Source organism: Blautia sp. An46, from assembly GCF_002161645.1.
Taxonomy (GTDB): Bacteria; Bacillota; Clostridia; order Lachnospirales; family Lachnospiraceae; genus Blautia; species Blautia ornithocaccae.
This window is the reverse complement of record NZ_NFIF01000025.1, coordinates 1-16,780: the sequence shown is the minus strand read 5'-3', so window position 1 is coordinate 16,780 and position 16,780 is coordinate 1. Positions and strand designations below refer to the sequence as shown.

Below are 16,780 nucleotides of genomic sequence, written 5' to 3'. Positions count from 1 at the left end.
CAATCAGGCTCCTCTCTTCATAATGCCTCTTGTCCAGACTTCGGAAAGGGATTTCCATCTGCCTCTGAATCCTGGCGTTCTTTCTTCTGATAAAAGTTCCTGGTGTCTGTCTTTTTCCTGTTCTTCTATGACTCTTCTGTAGATCCCTTCTGCAGCTGTACAGAAATTCCATGTAGAATATAGGCTGGAAATTTCCTGTCCTCTCCGTCCCATTTCCAGACGCCGTTCTTCCTGTTCCAGAATATAGTTCAAATGCATTTTAAAATACTCATAGCCTTCATACTGAAAACCGTTATATCCGTCTGTGATCACCTGGCTGAGACATTCATCTTTTCTGCAAAGTGCAGGAAGGCCGCAGGCCAGAGCCTCTATGTAAGTAATACCCTGGGTTTCGCTGCTGGAGGCGCATACGAAAACATCTCCCAGCTTATAATATCTGGCAACCTCATCTGGGGCAATCATTCCGGTAAATACGACCTGGTCTGTAATCTGAAGGTCCTTTGCTCTCTCTTCCAGATTTTCTCTGTCCGGCCCATCCCCTGCAATAAGAAATGTAAGATTTTTCCCTGCTCCTTCTCTAATGAGTCTGGAGAAGTATTCCAGCAGCTCTTCCAGATTTTTTTCTTTTGCCAGTCGTCCTACGCTGACCAAAACTTTATTCTCCAGAGGTATTCCCAGTTTTTTCTTCATGGCATTTTTCTCTTCTTCAGAAACCGGCTCTTTGAACCTGCCAAGGTCAATTCCTGTAGGCATTACGGCAACAGGTTCTTCCACGCCGTATTTTTTCAGGATATTCTCTACCTTACTGGTTGGAACAATGACTTGGCTGGTCTTGCCCAATACCATTTTCGAAAAGCATGCCACTGCTTTTTTCTCTATTTTCGCTCCGGTTTTATACTGAGATAATCCTCCTGGAAGATAGTGGATATAGTCCTCATAAACTGTGTGATAAGTATGTACCAGAGGACACTGGCATTTTCTGCTGATTTTTGCAGCATAGGAAAAGGTCATAAATTCGCACTGAGAATGAACAATATCTGGCCTCCACCAGATCAGTTCCTGAATTAAAGGCTCTGTATGAGGAAGGACTGCTCTGGCATTTGGGTATATTTTTTCCAGGTTTAAAGATTTAATATAGTAAACGCCTTCCTCCACGTAAGATTTATAATTTCTGGATAAGGTAAGAACCCTTACCTCATGTCCTCGGTTTTCCAATTCTTTTTTCAAATTTATTACGGAAGTCACAACACCATTTACCACAGGCTTGTACCAATCTGTTGTTAATAATATCTTCATAAAGGTTCCCCCTTTTCTTTTTCTTAATCTATGTATTATGGTAATGCATAGACTTAAAGAAAAGAGGTGACCAAACTTAAAGATTTTCTAAAGATTTTAAAAGAAAGAGCCTCGGTCTTGTAAGAAATCTGTTAAGAATTCCTACATTTCCAAGGCTCTTTCTTAATTTTTCTTTGAGATTTTATCAGTCCAGTTCAATTTCTGCCAGTTCTGCTGGTGGAAGCTGTCTGGAAGAATTGGCTTTATATTTCTTCAGCTCTGCAGAGGCTTTGTTCAAAGGCGCTATAGTTCCTGCTCCTGCCATACAGCCCCCGGGGCAGCCCATGCCTTCGATCATGCAGCCTTTAATTTTTCCTGCTTTTGCCTGCATAAGAATCTTTTTACACTCGTCCAGGCCTTCTGCATGTTCAATGTGTACTTCTACTTCCGGATAGTACTCACGGAGACAGGCCTCAATAGCGCTGGACACACCTCCTGCCACAGCATAACCTCGTCCTGCTGCTGTAGCATTATGGAAGGAAGAATCTCCTTCACATTTAGCAGGGTCAATTCCCTTTGCTTCAAACATACCAGCCAGCTCTTCAAAAGTAATTACAAAATCCACATCGCTCCGTACGTCAGTCCTGGAAGCCTCCAGCTTTTTAGAAGCGCAGGGGCCGATAAAGACCACCTTAGCATCCGGGTACTGCTTTTTAATGGTTCTGGCAGTAGCCACCATAGGCGTCAGCTCCTGAGAAATATTTCCCGTCATATCCGGGAAGAAATGCTTGGCCATCATGATCCAGGACGGACAGCAGGAAGTCAGGAGGAAAGGCAGTTCTCCGGTACTTACCTTTTCCGCATAGTGATGAGCTTCTGAGGCAGCGCCAATATCCGCTCCCAGCGCCACTTCATAGGCTTCTGCAAAGCCCATTTCCAAAAGAGCTGCTTTCAGCTTTCTGGGCGTTACCTCTGCTCCAAACTGGCCTACAAAAGCCGGTGCCACTTCTGCAATAATCTGTTTTCCCTCTTTCAAGGCGTGAGCCAGCTGAAAGATCTGAGATTTATCAGAAATTGCTCCAAAAGGACAGTTCACCATACACATACCGCAGGAAACACATTTTTCATTATTGATCTTTGCTCTTCCCAGCTCGTCGCTTTCAATAGCATTGACACCGCAGGCCCTGGCACAGGGCCTTTCTTTCTTTGCGATGGCGTCATAAGGGCAAACAGATTTACATTTCCCGCACTTAATACATTTTTCCTGATCAATGATAGATTTTCCCTTAACGATGCTGATGGCTCCCTTAGGACAAACCTCCTTACAGGGATGGGCCACACAGCCCCGGCACATATTGGACACCTCATACATTTTCGGCTCGCAGGCGTCACAGGCGGAGGGAATCACCTGCATGAGAGGCGGCTCATAATACTTTTCGTCAATATTGCTGGCTTCCAGCCCTGCTGTAATATGTACTGCCGTATTCTCTGGTCTCAGGGACATGCCCATTGCCAGACGCACACGTTCGCTGGCTACTGCCCTCTCACGATAGATACTTTCTCTGTAAGTAGCTCTCTCCTGGACGATATGATAAGGAATCGCCTCAATATCTGCTACCAGTGTTTCCGGCTCAGACTCAAATCCCACCCTGGCAATCTCTTTGAACACCTTGCGGCGGATTCTTTTCACATTTGTATCTAATCCTCTCATCTGTCATTACCCTTCCTTTCTTTTTATCACTCAATATGATACCCAGAATTTTTCCAGTTTGCAAGAAATTGCAGGTATTTTATTTCATACAAAAGCTCTATGTGTTATAATTTTTCTTAATTATACAAAAATATTACAGGACCTTCCAAAAATTTTACGGGATGTTCCGGAAAGGAATTCTATGTTTGCTTATAAATCTGTTTTTCAGGGCAAAAGCCTGCTTCCCCCAGTCTTTACCGGAAGCACATTAAAATTATTTGCTCTTATTTTCATGCTCATCGACCATATAGGCGCAGTAATCCTGGAGCACGGAGTAATCTATTCCTATAATAATCAGCTGCCTACAGCCCTCTCCTATTCTGCCAGTCTTTTCTGCTCTCAGATTGACCAGGTGCTGAGAGGCATTGGACGACTGGCTTTCCCGATTTTCTGTTTTCTGCTGGTAGAAGGATTTTTTCACACCTCCAACAGAAAAAAATATGCCTTCCGGCTTTTCCTCTTTGCTCTGTTCTCAGAAATTCCCTTTGACCTGGCCTTTAACAGCAGTATTCTGGAGTTTTCCTACCAGAATGTAATGTTTACTTTGCTTTTGGGTCTTTTGACGATATGGGGCATGGAAAAAGCCCGTTTTATCCATCCTCTCCTGCCCATTCTTCCTGCAGCTGCAGGGATTTTCGCAGGCTGGATTTTTCAGGCAGACTATGACTGGAGAGGCATTGTGCTGATTATCGTCCTCTATGTCTTCTATCAGTATCCTCTGGAAAAGACCGTTGCAGGATGTCTCTGTCTTCTCTGGGAGCCTCTGGCCTGCCTGGCTTTCATCCCTCTGAATATGTACAATCACAAAAAAGGACAGGGGATGAAATATCTTTTCTATCTCTTTTACCCTGTCCATCTGCTGATACTATTTTGTATCCGATATGCGATTTTTCAAATCTGAAACTTTGATTTAATCGTTGATTTTTTCTACCACTTCATTCTGATTTTTGTAAATACTGTGGGAGGGGACTACTCCTCTCACAGAAGAAAGAGGATAGATATTCGTATGGCTGCCTACTACAGTCCCTGGATTCAGTACAGAACCGCAGCCCACCTCTACTTCGTCACCCAGCATGGCGCCGAATTTCTTCAGTCCAGTCTCCATACGGACTTCTTTTCCTTTTACAACCACCAGCTTTTTATCAGATTTCACATTGGAAGTAATAGAGCCTGCTCCCATATGGGATTTATAGCCTAAGATAGAGTCTCCCACATAATTGTAATGGGGCACCTGAACCTTATCAAAAAGAATCACATTTTTCAGCTCTGTAGAATTTCCTACAACAGCCCCTTCTCCCACCAGAGCATTTCCCCGGATAAAAGCACAGTGACGTACTTCTGCATCTTTTCCGATGATAGCCGGTCCGTTAATGTAAGCTGTAGGAGCTACTTTTGCAGATTTTGCAATCCACACATTCTCCCCCTTCTTCTCATACTCTTCTTCGCTTAAGGTATTCCCCAGTTTTACAATAAATTCGCTGATACAAGGCAGTACTTCCCAGGGATAGGTTTTTCCCTCTAAAAGTTCTTTTGCCAGAGTTTTACTTAAATCGCTGTAAAGCTCACTGATTTTTAACTGTTCCATTTTTCAACCTGCTTTCTTTTTGGACTTTTCTCTACTATTTTACTATGCCGGCAGGATTTTTCCAACTAAAATATATATCTTTTCTCTAAGCTTATTTTTCCCCTTCGGTTTTCGTCTTTTTGCTTCCTGACCTTGCTGCTGTTTTTTTATAGAAGCCTGCCGCTTTGTCAAAATACTGCCGCAGGGCAAGCTGGTTCCGAAGGTCCATAACTCCCTGGGTCCGCTTTCTGATAAAATCTTCCAGCTTCACCATATACTCTTCTGGGGTAATGCTTCCCTCTGCCACATAAGTCAGTCCCTTCTCCCAGCTGGCCGTAAGCTCTGGGTTCAAAAGAGAACGAATGGAAGCATTTACCACATCAAAAATCATTTCTCCGAGTAAGGTAGGAGTGATCACCTGGGTCTTCTTATTCAGGGCCAGATATTTAATGGTGATAAGCTTTTTTAAAATCTCTGCTCTGGTAGCACTGGTGCCAATGCCGCTGCCCTTAATCTGAGCTCTCAGCTCCTCGTCTTCAATAAGCTGTCCTGCATTTTCCATAGCCAGGATCATAGAACCGGAAGTGTATCTTTTGGGAGGCGAGGTCTCTCCCTCCTTTATGTAAAATTCCTTTATCGGAAGAGTGCTTCCCTTTTTCACTCCCTTAAGCAGTTCCAGAAAGGCAGTATCTTCTGTCTGCTCTTCCTCCTGGACTTTCTGTCCTGTCTCTTCTTTCTTATTCTTTCCAAAAGAATATCCGATAACCTTCAGATATCCCTCGGAAACCAGCACCTTAAAAGAAGAATACAACCGCTCCTTTTCAATCACAGATATAAGGCTGATCTTCTGATAAACCGCAGGAGGATAAAAAATACTCAGGAATCTCCTTACGATTACTTCATAGACTCTGGCTCCCTGAGGAGCCAGACTTTTCAGAGCTCCCAACCCCTGGCCTGTAGGGATAATAGCATAATGGTCTGTAATCTGCTTATCATTTACATACCTGGTTTTTGCTATATTCTTATAGCTGCCCTGTTCCAAAATCTCTCCTGCAAATTCCCTTGCATGTTCATAGTTCAGAAGTCCTCTGATATTTTTGGATATCTCCTTTGCCACTGCCGTTGACAGCACTCTGGCATCAGTTCTGGGATAAGTCACCATCTTTTTCTCGTACAGCTCCTGAACGATCCTCAGCGTCTCGTCTGGGCTCAGCTTAAACAGACGGGAGCACTCATTCTGAAGCTCTGCCAGGTTAAACAGAAGGGGAGGATTTTTATTCTCCTTTTTCTTCTCAATCTTCTCTGCCACTGCTGTAAGAGGAGGATTTGCCGACAAAATCTCCAAAAGGCTCCGGGCGTCTTTTTCCTCTTTAAACCCATTTTCCTTATAAAGCAATGGGGACTGAAAATACCGGCTTCCTTCTACAGCCCTCCATTCCCCCTCAAAGGTATGGCCTCCCAGGTCAAACTTTCCCAATACCCGGTAGAAAGGCGTTTTCACAAATTCCCGGATTTCCCGCTCTCTGCGGACTACCATTCCAAGGACACAGGTCATAACCCTTCCCACAGAGATCGCCTGGTATTTGGTCCCCAGATAGGAGGACACTGCATTTCCATATTTCAGGGAAAGAAGTCTGGAAAAATTAATGCCCATAAGGTAATCTTCCTTTGCCCTCAGATAGGCAGAAGCAGAAAGGTTGTCATACTCATGGATGTCCTTTGCCTCCCGGATCCCCCGAAGGATTTCCTCTTCTGTCTGAGAATCGATCCATACCCTTTTCTGGTCCTTATCCTTTACATGGGCCATCATGGCTACCAGGCGGTAGATATATTCTCCCTCCCGCCCGGAGTCTGTGCAGACATAGATAGTCTCCACATCCTTTCGATTGAGAAGGCCGCTGACAATGTCAAACTGTTTCTTCACCGCCGGTATGACTTCATATTTAAATTCCTTTGGCAAAAAAGGCAGAGTCTCCAGGCTCCACCTTTTCAGCTTCTCATCATATTTTTCCGGGTAACTCATTGTGACCAGATGGCCCACGCACCAGGTAATCACTGTATTTTCTGATTCCAGATAACCGTCATATCTCTGGGTACGCACCTTTAGGGCCTTGGCGAATTCCTGGGCTACACTGGGTTTCTCTGCTATAAATAATGATTTGCCCATAAAAGCTCCTCTTTTTGACTATTCGTTCATGTTGGCAAGTTTTGCCGTTTGGTCCGCGGCAATAAGATGATCTATAATTTCCTGAAGATCACCGCCAAGGACAGAATCCAGTTTATGCAAAGTAAGTTTAATCCTGTGATCTGTCACGCGGCCCTGAGGGAAGTTATAAGTCCGGATTTTCTCAGATCGGTCTCCCGTTCCCACCTGACTCCTTCTGGCCTCTGCCTCCTCGTCATGGCGTTTCTGCAGCTCCATGTCATAGAGACGGGATCGAAGGATTTTCAGGGCCTTATCCTTATTTTTAAGCTGAGACTTCTCATCCTGGCAGGAAATAACGATTCCTGTAGGAATATGGGTAAGACGTACCGCAGAGTCTGTGGTATTTACGCACTGTCCTCCATTTCCGGAAGCACGGAAAACATCAAACTTACAGTCATTCAAATCCAGCTGAAAATCAATTTCCTCTGCTTCAGGCATAATAGCCACCGTAATGGTAGATGTATGGATACGTCCGCCGCTTTCAGTCTCAGGCACACGCTGTACCCGGTGAACGCCGCTTTCATATTTCAGCTTTGAATATGCTCCCTGTCCATAGATCATAAAGGTTACTTCCTTAAAGCCGCCGATGCCGTTTTCATTCAAAGTAAGCATCTCGGTTCTCCACCTCTGGGACTCAGCATATTTCACATACATCCTGTAAATCTCCGCTGCAAAAAGGGCAGCCTCGTCTCCCCCTGCTCCTGCACGGATTTCCACGATAACGTTTTTCTCATCATTAGGGTCTTTGGGAAGGAGAAGGATCTTCAGCTCATGCTCCAGCTCCTCAATCCGCTTCTTAGCTTCAGACAGCTCTTCTTTCAACATTTCCCTCATCTCTTCATCAGACTCCTCTTCCAGCATGGAAAGGCTGTCCTCTACGGTCTGCTTACAGTCCTTGTATTCTTTATATGCAGCCGCAATAGGCTGAAGCTCACTCTGTTCCTTCATCAGTTTCTGAAACCTTGCTGTGTCATTGGCCACAGTAGGCTCATTCAGTTCATTTAATATTTCTTCAAGGCGTACTAAAATGTCATCTAACTTATCAAACATATCTTTCCTCCTGATTTTTTCTTCCTGTTACTACTCTGTCCAGGCCGGCCAGGTCCTTTACTGTCCGCACCTGTATATATCCTTTTTCTTCCATAAGAGAGGCTACTTCCTCTCCCTGGTCATATCCGATTTCAAATGCAAGAAGCCCTCCTGGCTTTAAATGCTCCCCTGCCTGATTCAAAATCTTTCTGTAAAAAAACAGTCCGTCCTCATGGCCGTCCAGGGCCATATAAGGCTCATAAAGCCTGACTTCTTCCATCAGTCCCTGTATCACCGAAGTCCGGATATAGGGGGGATTGGAGACAATGGCGTCATACCTTCCCTTAATCTTTTCAAAAAGATCACTGCAGATCCATTGAGCCTTTGCCTGACAGTCCTGGCCATTTCTTCTTGCCACGGCTAATGCTTTTTCTGACAAATCTACTCCTGTGCCTATGGCTTTCTCCCGATTTGCCAGGATACTCAGGAGAATACACCCGCTTCCAGTACACATATCCAGAATCTCCAGTTCCCGGTCTGTGGGAAGTTCCTTCAGCACTTCTTCCACCAGGGTTTCTGTATCTGGCCTGGGAGCCAGAACATTCTCATCCACATAGAACTTCATTCCGTAAAAATAGGCTTCATTGGTAAGCTGCTGAAGAGGAATGTGCTCTCCTCTCTTCCTGATCAATTCCCTGTAAGCCTTACTTTCCTGGTCTTTTATCGGCTCTTCTTCATGGATAAAATACCAGCTTCTGGAAATCTTGCACACATACTCCATAAGGAGCCATGCATCCAGATGGCTGTTTTCAATCTTCTTTTCGTTCAGATATTTTTTACCAAAATCCAGCAGTTCTCTGTAGCTTTCCATATCAGGGCTCCTCAGGGATTTCCGTCTCAGGGAAATTTTTTCTCAGATAATCTTTCCAGTCAAAGACCGCCTCCACTGCTGCAATAGCCACTTCTGTCATATCTGGCGTAGGTTCTTTAGTAGTCAGCTTCTGAAGGGCCAAACCTGGTTTTGAAAGAAAAGCCACGGCAGAATTATCACTGCTTCCCGCCAGCCGGATAAATTCATAGGAAATCCCGGCAATAGCCGGCACCAGAAGAATGCGGATAACAATTCTCAGCCACATAGCCTTTACAGGAACCACTGCAAAGAAGCCGATAAAAAAGATAATACTCACAATAATTACAAAAAAGAGAAAACTGGTCCCGCATCTCTTGTGGAATCTGGAGCTTTTCATCACATTTTCCACTGTCAGGGGCAGCCCATGTTCCACGCAGTTAATACACTTATGTTCAGCTCCGTGATACATAAAGACTCTCTGTATATCCTCCATTTTAGATATGAGAACCATATAGAAAAGAAACAGCAGAATCCTTACCACTGCCTCAGCAATGGTTACAATGGTTTCCGTAGCCCCTACCCGGTGAAGAAGACTGGCGATCAGATAGGGAAGAACCATAAACAGGGCTATAGAAAAGACTACAGAAAAACAGACTGTCAGGGTCATCAGCACCTTGTCTTCTTTTTCCTTTTTTGCATCTTCCTTTTCCTTCTCTTCTCCCTGAAGGTTCTTTCTCTTCAGATAGTCCTCTTCCTCTTCAAAAAAGGTGGCAGAATACATAAGGCATTTGGTTCCTACCACCAGAGAATCTATAAAATTAAATACTCCTCTTATAATGGGAAGACTCAGAATCTTTTTATTTTTTATGATACTCTTATAATCTTCCACCTTAATTTCAATCTCTTTGTCAGGCTTGCGTACTGCCACAGAATAAACATCTCCATGGCGCATCATGATGCCTTCCATTACCGCCTGTCCGCCGATATTCGATGATTTCATTCTTTCCTCCAAACGCAATAAGAGGCTGAAGTCCGAAAACCTCAACCTCTTCTACATCTTATTTATTCATGCCGTATTTTCTGTTGAACTTATCGATACGTCCACGGGCCTGTGCAGCTTTCTGCTGTCCTGTATAGAAAGGATGACATTTGGAGCAAACTTCTACGCGCAGCTCAGACTTTGTAGAACCTGTCTTAAATGTATTTCCACAGTTGCATGTCACTGTACATTCCTGATAGTTTGGATGGATTCCTTCTTTCATTTTTTTCACCTCTTCTATAGTTTGATAATTTATATTGTTTATGCGTTTTCCAATTTCAAACAGCTCATAAATTGTAACATATATTCCCCTCAAATGCAAGTCCCAACATAAAAAACTTACAGGGTAATCCGGGCGCTTTAAATAATCCTCTGTTTCTTGATCATCTGGACAAATTCTCCATTATCCCTGGTTCTTGCAAACATGTTCAGAATGTTCTCTGTAGCCTCCTCAGACTTCATACCATTCAAAGCTTTACGCATAATCTCTGCTGCTTCCAGTTCATCAGAAGTCAGAAGCAGGTCTTCCCGTCTGGTTCCGGATTTGGCAATATCAATGGCCGGGAATACCCGTTTCTCCTGAAGCTTTCTGTCCAATACCAGCTCCATATTACCGGTTCCCTTAAATTCCTCGTAAACCACATCGTCCATCTTACTTCCTGTGTCTACCAAAGCTGTAGCCAGGATGGTCAGGCTTCCGCCCTCTCTCATATTTCTGGCAGCGCCGAAGAATCGTTTTGGCATATGGAGAGCTGCCGGGTCCAGACCGCCGGAAAGTGTACGCCCGCTGGGTGATACTGTAAGGTTATAAGCTCTTGCCAGTCGAGTGATACTGTCAATAAAGATAGTAACATCTTTTTTATGTTCTACCAGACGTTTTGCTCTCTCAATGGTCATCTCTGATACTCTTTTATGGTGTTCCGGAAGTTCGTCAAAGGTAGAGTAGATAATCTCTACATTCTTGCCCTTAATGGTCTCCTTCATATCGGTTACCTCTTCCGGTCTTTCGTCAATAAGAAGGATGATCAGATGCATTTCCGGATTATTCCGGAGAATAGATTTTGCCGCATCCTTTAAAAGCGTAGTCTTTCCTGCCTTGGGGGGAGATACGATCATTCCCCTCTGTCCTTTTCCGATAGGACTGACCAGGTCTGTAATCCTCATAGCCATACTTCCGCCTGGACGCTCCAGATAAAGCCTTTCATTTGGGAAAATCGGGGTCATATCCTCAAAGTTCATTCTCTGCATTTCGTTGGCCTTAAATCCGTTAATATATGTTACATACAAAAGAGCAGAAAATTTCTCATTCTGGCTTTTTACTCTGGTGTTTCCCTTTAAAATATCTCCAGTCTTCAGGTTAAATCTCCGAATCTGAGAAGGGGATACATAAACATCATTGTCACCGGGAAGATAGTTATCACTGCGGATAAATCCATATCCGTCTGGAAGCACTTCCAAAATACCAGTTACGCTCTGGCCGCTGTCCAGTTCAGACTGTTCCATAGGCGCACGTACGGCTCTTCCTTCCTGGCTCTCTTCCTTTTTATGTTCCTCTCTCCTGGACTCTTCTTTCTTATAATCCTCTCTCTTGCTTTCTTCTTTTTTATGCTCCTCTTTCTTTTCCGCCATTTTCTTGTCTTTCTCATCTTCCTGGAGCATACGTTCCACTAATTCGCTTTTTTTCAGCGAAGAGAGTCCTCTCATTCCTCTGGCTCTTGCAATCTCTTTCAATGCCCCTAATGACAGGGATTCATACTTTTCTCTCATTCTAAAATCCTTTCTTTATATTCACAAATAATCGTACTTTCAACTAATATCATCTGGAATTTATAGTCAGAACTGACATGACATTTTGTTTGAGAAATATAAATATCGTAGGGTCTTATCCATACTTTTGCATATTCTACCATAATTTGAACGATTTGGCAAATAAAATATTGGCTGGATGCATAGGTCCGGAAACGGCCTTTTGTAAGATTCTACCGCTGGTTTACCCGGTTTTTCCGGTATTTTCTGGCTCTACCCTCTCTCGGTTGCACATATTTTTCTCTGGTTATATACTGTTTTTATAGATACAGAGGAGGTTACTTGATATGTACGAATTAGACCGGGAAAAATTCGGCAGTTTTATTGCACGATTAAGAAAAGAAAAAGGGTATACACAAAAAGAACTGGCTGAGAAATTATCTATCTCGGATAAAGCTGTAAGTAAATGGGAAACAGGAAAAAGTCTTCCTGACATCTCTCTCCTGGTTCCTTTGGCAGATATTATGGAAGTTACGGTAACAGAACTGTTAGAGGCCCGCCGGATAGAGGGGACCCAGATTACTGCTGTTCCAGTAGAAGACATGGTAAAAAAGGCTTTGACCTATTCTGAAGAAATCCAGAAGAAAAATACCCGGCAGAAAGTTAAGCATTGTATCCTTTGCGGAGCGGGGATCCTGGCCGGTCTTCTGGAAATCTTGGGACTGGTTCTTCTTACAAAAGACACTGATTTTCTTTCCCGCTATAGCTCTGTTTTTGGCCTGGAAGGTTTAAGTATTCTGTTTGGCATCTATTTCTGGATATTTGCCAAAGAAAAAATTCCTTCTTTTTACGATGAAAATAAATTAAATTTCTACAGTGACGGTATATTTCGGATAAATATGCCGGGACTTCATTTTAATAACCGGAACTGGCCTTACATAGTCCGTGTTTCCCGCCTGGGAATGCTGGCCCTTATGATCCTGTGTCCCTTGGTTTATTTTATTCTCTATTTCATTGCTTCAACCTTTTCTTCTGCAGATATGGTATTTACAGGGCAGTTTATTGTCCTGTTCATCTTTCTGGGAAGTGTTTTTATTCCCCTCTATGTTGTTGGGAAAAAGTATGAGTAAGTGACGGTTGGCAGACATAGACAATAGACTATGTCTGCCAACTGTCTGTTATTATAAAAAATCCGGCAGGACTTCTCTTTTTAAGGAGAATCTCCTGCCGGATTTCCGTCATTCATCATAATTCCATATTCAAAATATGAAAGCACTCCATAAGAAATATATCTTCTGATTTTTTAGTTCTTATAGCCCAGTGGAAGGCTTTCCCAACGCTCTTTTAATTTGTAGGCAATATCCTTTGGCTGGCGCTGACGTGTGAACACACCTTTCTTATTGCCGTTGACACGCATAATTCCTTCTGTTGTCTGGAAATCAGCAAAGTTCCAGATCTGCTCGCCTTTGATAAAATCATAGGAATCAAAGACTTCATTATTCATTTTCAGATACTCAGCCTGGTATTCCTGGCTCCACATAACAGAAGGCAGCTTATGTTCTGAGCCAAGGGTATCTGCACCGTACTCTGTGAAAATAAAGGGTTTATTCAAATTCAGAGCTTTCCATGCATCCATTTCTTTACGGAACAGCACTTCTGCAGTGGAAATGTCATATCCGCCGCTTACATACCATCCAAAGTAGCGGTTTAATGCAATGATATCGCTGAAGTTATAGCACTTGCATTTGTCTGGTGTGGAATTCATTACCAGTGCAAAAGTACGGGGACGCTTCTGAGGATCCAGTTCCCGGGCTCTGTCAAATACTTCTTTAAAGTACGGAACAGCCGCATCACTTGTTGTCTCAGGCTCATTTAAAAGGCTCCATGCGATGACAGAAGGATGATTCTTATCTCTTGTGATCATCTCCTCTACAGCACGCAGATGGGCCTGAAGGAGAATCGGAGTTGTCTCTTTCTCAAAGAAAGCCGTTGCCTTTCCGGTACTTGCCTCCATAAAGTTCATAAGACTTTCAAACAGACCTACAGCCGGAACCTCATCAATGATAAGGAAACCTTCTCTGTCCGCCATCTGATAGATTTCTTCGCTGTATGGATAATGAGAAGTACGGAAGGAGTTAGCTCCGATCCATTTCATCAGCTCAAAGTCTCTCTTCATCACACCGATGTTGAATCCCCGGCCTACAATATCGCTGTCCTCATGTTTACCGAATCCTCTTAAATATACCGGCTCTCCATTCAGAAGAATGCTTGTTCCTTTTACTTCTACTGTACGGATTCCGATTTCCTGGGTATATTCATCCAGAATCTCATCTTCATCCATGATGCGGACTACCATCTGATACAGATAAGCATCTCTTACTTTCCACAGACGAGCATTCTTTACTTCCAGAACTCCTTCTTTTCCTTCACAGCTGGCAACTTTCTGTCCTTCTTCATCAAGAAGTTCAACAGTTACAGGATGATCACCTGTTGTTTTCACTGTGTAAGACACCTTGGCATCTGAACCGCAAAGTTCATTAACCGTCTCAATGTCAAATACAGATTCCTTTGGCAGTGCTGTGAGCCAGACAGATCTCTGCAGACCTGAATAGTTGAAAAAGTCAAAATATGGCTTGCACATTTTCTTTCCTGTAGGAAGTGTAACAGTCTGTCCGCAGGGGATATTTGTAACGGTAAGTTCGTTGTTAACCTTTACAACTACTTTATTGTAAGCATTATAGCGGACAACCTCTGTTACATCTGCACAGAATGGCAGAAATCCTCCTTCATGCTCAGCAACCTTGGTTCCGTTAACAAATACAACGGCTCTGTGAGTTGCAGCTCCAAAGCGGAGAAGGACCTGTTTACCGCTCCACTCTCCAGGAACAAACATATCCTTTTCATACCAGAAATCTCCTGCATATTCTCTGATATCTTTCTCTGTATAGAAATCCTGGAAGCTGGCTGGTACCGGGATCATTTCTTTTCCCGGAATGCCTTCCTGCCATTTTTCATTCTCTCCGGCAGATTTCTCATCCAGGCAGAATTTCCACATACCGTCCATTGAAACAACCCGACGTGATACTGTTTCACGGGGATACAGCATTGAATAGTTAAGCATTCTATATTACCTCCTGATCCTATTTTACAAACAGCATTCTATTTTAGCTGTCTCAGCTCCTGCTGTTCTCTTTAATGAAAAGTATAAAGCATTTTCCTTGCTACAGTGAGGAAAATTTTTAGAGATTTCCGCATATTTTTTATCCATTCTTGAAATTTTGTAAAAATTATATGATAATAGAAAAAAGTTCCTTGTTCATTCATACCCTCCGTGTACAAGAGTACCTTGAGAAAGGAGATGACCTGAAATGACTTATCAAGCTGAGTTAGAATTCTTCAAAAAGCTGCTGAAAAATTTTCATCTTGCCTATGTAATCATTACACCGGACATGAAAACACTTCCAGAGCCATCCGCCGGAATATACCGGCTCTACACCTGCTGCGATGACTATATGAAAGATTTCTGGGAAAGGGCGGATAAATATAAAGATAATGTAATATACCGGATTAATTCCATATGTATGTACCGGTATCTCTTCTTCCGTCTTCCAGATACAGATGAGCCGCAATTCATGCTCATCGGTCCTTATGTGCTTACAGGAATTTCCCAGAAAATGGTTTTGGAAACCGCAGAGTATATTTCTCTTCCTGAAGAACATTACCATCGTCTGCAGCAATTTTTAATAGGGCTTCCCCGGATTTATGATGAAAGCGTACTTCTTTCTATGCTGAATGTATTTGGAGAAACAATCTGGGGAAGTATTGATAACTTCCGCCTTCAGGACGAAGACAGCAGGATCACTGTTGACTTTAGCGCCGAGGGATATGTCCAGTATGATGAAGAATACGAAGAACCACAACAGCTCATGAAGATACTGGAAGAACGATATGATGAAGAAAACAGCCTGATCCAGGCAGTTGCAAAAGGACAGACTCATAAAGCAGAAGCTTTCGTGAACGGCTTTAACATGCAGGGAATAGAGCACCGGATACCGGATCGGCTGAGAAATGTAAAAAACTATATGATCATCCTGAACACACTTCTGCGAAAGGCCGCTGAAAGTGCTGATGTGCATCCCATACATATCGATAAACTCTCTTCTGAATTTGCCCACAGAATAGAGCAGCTTACCTCTGAATCTGGGATGAACACTTTATCCAGGGAAATGGTTCGGAAATACTGTCTGCTGGTAACCAACCATTCTATGAAAGACTACTCCCTGTTAGTCAGAAAAGTCCTGACACAGATCGACTTGGATCTGACTGCAGATCTCAGTCTGAAAGTCCAGGCAAAGGCTCTGGGAGTCAATGCCAGCTATCTCTCCACTCTCTTTAAAAAGGAAACAGGAAAAACATTGACCGAATATGTAAATGGGAAAAGAATCGAATATGCCATCTTCCTTCTGAATTCCACCCAGCTGCAAATCCAGGCCATTGCCCAATACTGTGGAATCTCAGATGTAAATTACTTTACAAGACTGTTCAAAACAGCTGTTGGAAAAACACCTAAAGAATATCGGGATAGTATTTATATATAAACAGAGATGTGCAAACCGTATGTAGAATAGTATTGAGTGTAATCCAGCTTTTGACATATAAAAATGGAGAAGCGCTGTAGAAATAATAGCGTTTCTCCATGGTCTCGGTGGTCAAAAAGTGTTTACCTACAAATTCTTTAGGTTAGAATCGATGATGGGGTAAACGAAAAAGCAGTTTTGGCATTCCAGTGAACTGCCTCTTCGTTTACACCATTTTCGATTTGGCCTAATTGAACAAAGTGAGCGTCCGGGTAGCCACTACCTATGGACTTTCAATCTTTTGTTCTTACCCATGATTATACAGGATTTTCTGTGCAAAAACTATAGGAAACCAAGTAGTTCCAGATAAATGGGCATGACAACAAAACCTCAGGCCTTGAGGCTTCAAAAAACTATTGGTAAATGAAACATTTAGCATCTTTGTGGCATCCGAAGCTGAGGCTTTCCAAGTTTTCCGCCGCAGATTTTACACACGCAGACGTTTATGCCATAGAGATGTTTCAGTATTTCAGGCATACCCTTATCGTGCAGTTTTGAAATATATTTTCTGCATCCGAGAAGATTCCGGCATAAAGTAAGCTTTTTACTTTTGCTGCGGGAACACAGAAGTCCGTAATGCCGAATTCGTACAAAACGCTTTGGGGGGACATGCATCAAAAAACGTCGTATGAATTCGATACCGGAAAGGGTCAGTTCTTTCCACTGCCCTTTGTTCCGGTAATC

At 43.1% G+C, this 16,780-nt stretch carries 14 protein-coding genes; 3 read left to right on the top strand and 11 right to left on the bottom strand.

Going from position 1 to position 16,780, the window contains the following annotated elements:
* Positions 1–3: 3 nt before the first annotated feature.
* Positions 4–1,296 carry a glycosyltransferase family 4 protein gene (locus tag B5G00_RS16395; protein ID WP_087274708.1) on the bottom strand — a complete coding sequence of 431 codons (1,293 nt, stop codon included), beginning with the start codon at positions 1,294–1,296 and terminating at the stop codon, positions 4–6.
* A 184-nt stretch (positions 1,297–1,480) separates the two neighbouring features.
* A complete protein-coding gene (locus B5G00_RS16390) occupies positions 1,481–2,986 on the bottom strand; it encodes a 4Fe-4S dicluster domain-containing protein (protein WP_087274706.1) in 1,506 nt (501 codons plus the stop codon).
* 181 nt (positions 2,987–3,167) lie between these two features.
* On the opposite strand from B5G00_RS16390, the gene B5G00_RS16385 reads away from it, so the two are divergent.
* Positions 3,168–3,926, top strand: a complete 759-nt coding sequence (locus B5G00_RS16385) for a TraX family protein (protein WP_087274704.1) — start codon at positions 3,168–3,170, stop codon at positions 3,924–3,926.
* Between the two features lie 9 nt (positions 3,927–3,935).
* On the opposite strand, the gene B5G00_RS16380 is transcribed toward B5G00_RS16385, so the two are convergent.
* The 7 genes from B5G00_RS16380 to rho form a co-directional block, all read right to left on the bottom strand.
* Positions 3,936–4,610, bottom strand: coding sequence for an acyltransferase (locus tag B5G00_RS16380; RefSeq protein ID WP_087274701.1), 675 nt, complete (start codon positions 4,608–4,610; stop codon positions 3,936–3,938).
* Between the two features lie 91 nt (positions 4,611–4,701).
* Positions 4,702–6,756, bottom strand: coding sequence for a DNA topoisomerase (locus B5G00_RS16375; RefSeq protein WP_087274699.1), 2,055 nt, complete (start codon positions 6,754–6,756; stop codon positions 4,702–4,704).
* Positions 6,757–6,774: 18 nt separating this feature from the next.
* Positions 6,775–7,845, bottom strand: a complete 1,071-nt coding sequence (gene prfA, locus B5G00_RS16370; RefSeq protein ID WP_087274697.1) for a peptide chain release factor 1 — start codon at positions 7,843–7,845, stop codon at positions 6,775–6,777.
* Positions 7,838–8,695, bottom strand: a complete 858-nt coding sequence (prmC, locus tag B5G00_RS16365; protein ID WP_087274695.1) for a peptide chain release factor N(5)-glutamine methyltransferase — start codon at positions 8,693–8,695, stop codon at positions 7,838–7,840. Before prmC ends, prfA begins: the two co-directional genes overlap by 8 nt.
* Position 8,696: 1 nt before the next feature.
* Complete coding sequence (locus tag B5G00_RS16360) at positions 8,697–9,674, bottom strand: DUF1385 domain-containing protein (protein ID WP_087274693.1); 978 nt, start codon at positions 9,672–9,674, stop codon at positions 8,697–8,699.
* Between the two features lie 58 nt (positions 9,675–9,732).
* Entirely contained in the window at positions 9,733–9,936 is a 204-nt protein-coding gene (gene rpmE, locus B5G00_RS16355) for a 50S ribosomal protein L31 (RefSeq protein WP_087274691.1), read from the bottom strand.
* A 137-nt stretch (positions 9,937–10,073) separates the two neighbouring features.
* Positions 10,074–11,480: a transcription termination factor Rho gene (gene rho, locus B5G00_RS16350; protein WP_087274689.1), complete on the bottom strand. Its 1,407-nt coding sequence runs from the start codon at positions 11,478–11,480 to the stop codon at positions 10,074–10,076.
* A 326-nt stretch (positions 11,481–11,806) separates the two neighbouring features.
* Here rho and B5G00_RS16345 point away from each other — a divergent pair, with 326 nt between their 5' ends.
* Positions 11,807–12,589 carry a helix-turn-helix domain-containing protein gene (locus B5G00_RS16345; protein WP_087274687.1) on the top strand — a complete coding sequence of 261 codons (783 nt, stop codon included), beginning with the start codon at positions 11,807–11,809 and terminating at the stop codon, positions 12,587–12,589.
* A 173-nt stretch (positions 12,590–12,762) separates the two neighbouring features.
* Here B5G00_RS16345 and uidA read toward each other — a convergent pair whose 3' ends face one another.
* Positions 12,763–14,580, bottom strand: a complete 1,818-nt coding sequence (uidA, locus tag B5G00_RS16340) for a beta-glucuronidase (protein ID WP_087274685.1) — start codon at positions 14,578–14,580, stop codon at positions 12,763–12,765.
* 247 nt (positions 14,581–14,827) lie between these two features.
* On the opposite strand from uidA, the gene B5G00_RS16335 reads away from it, so the two are divergent.
* Positions 14,828–16,057: a helix-turn-helix domain-containing protein gene (locus B5G00_RS16335; protein ID WP_087274683.1), complete on the top strand. Its 1,230-nt coding sequence runs from the start codon at positions 14,828–14,830 to the stop codon at positions 16,055–16,057.
* Positions 16,058–16,468: 411 nt separating this feature from the next.
* On the opposite strand, the gene B5G00_RS16330 is transcribed toward B5G00_RS16335, so the two are convergent.
* Positions 16,469–16,780, bottom strand: a 312-nt coding sequence (locus tag B5G00_RS16330) for a transposase (protein ID WP_206423808.1), incomplete at its 5' end; no start/stop codon positions are given.

Bases quoted from the DNA above. Each gene is read 5' to 3' on its own strand.
- B5G00_RS16395 (WP_087274708.1), bottom strand. From the start codon at position 1,296: ATGAAGATATTATTAACAACAGATTGGTACAAGCCTGTGGTAAATGGT.
- B5G00_RS16390 (WP_087274706.1), bottom strand. From the start codon at position 2,986: ATGAGAGGATTAGATACAAATGTGAAAAGAATCCGCCGCAAGGTGTTC.
- B5G00_RS16385 (WP_087274704.1), top strand. From the start codon at position 3,168: ATGTTTGCTTATAAATCTGTTTTTCAGGGCAAAAGCCTGCTTCCCCCA.
- B5G00_RS16380 (WP_087274701.1), bottom strand. From the start codon at position 4,610: ATGGAACAGTTAAAAATCAGTGAGCTTTACAGCGATTTAAGTAAAACT.
- B5G00_RS16375 (WP_087274699.1), bottom strand. From the start codon at position 6,756: ATGGGCAAATCATTATTTATAGCAGAGAAACCCAGTGTAGCCCAGGAA.
- prfA (WP_087274697.1), bottom strand. From the start codon at position 7,845: ATGTTTGATAAGTTAGATGACATTTTAGTACGCCTTGAAGAAATATTA.
- prmC (WP_087274695.1), bottom strand. From the start codon at position 8,695: ATGGAAAGCTACAGAGAACTGCTGGATTTTGGTAAAAAATATCTGAAC.
- B5G00_RS16360 (WP_087274693.1), bottom strand. From the start codon at position 9,674: ATGAAATCATCGAATATCGGCGGACAGGCGGTAATGGAAGGCATCATG.
- rpmE (WP_087274691.1), bottom strand. From the start codon at position 9,936: ATGAAAGAAGGAATCCATCCAAACTATCAGGAATGTACAGTGACATGC.
- rho (WP_087274689.1), bottom strand. From the start codon at position 11,480: ATGAGAGAAAAGTATGAATCCCTGTCATTAGGGGCATTGAAAGAGATT.
- B5G00_RS16345 (WP_087274687.1), top strand. From the start codon at position 11,807: ATGTACGAATTAGACCGGGAAAAATTCGGCAGTTTTATTGCACGATTA.
- uidA (WP_087274685.1), bottom strand. From the start codon at position 14,580: ATGCTTAACTATTCAATGCTGTATCCCCGTGAAACAGTATCACGTCGG.
- B5G00_RS16335 (WP_087274683.1), top strand. From the start codon at position 14,828: ATGACTTATCAAGCTGAGTTAGAATTCTTCAAAAAGCTGCTGAAAAAT.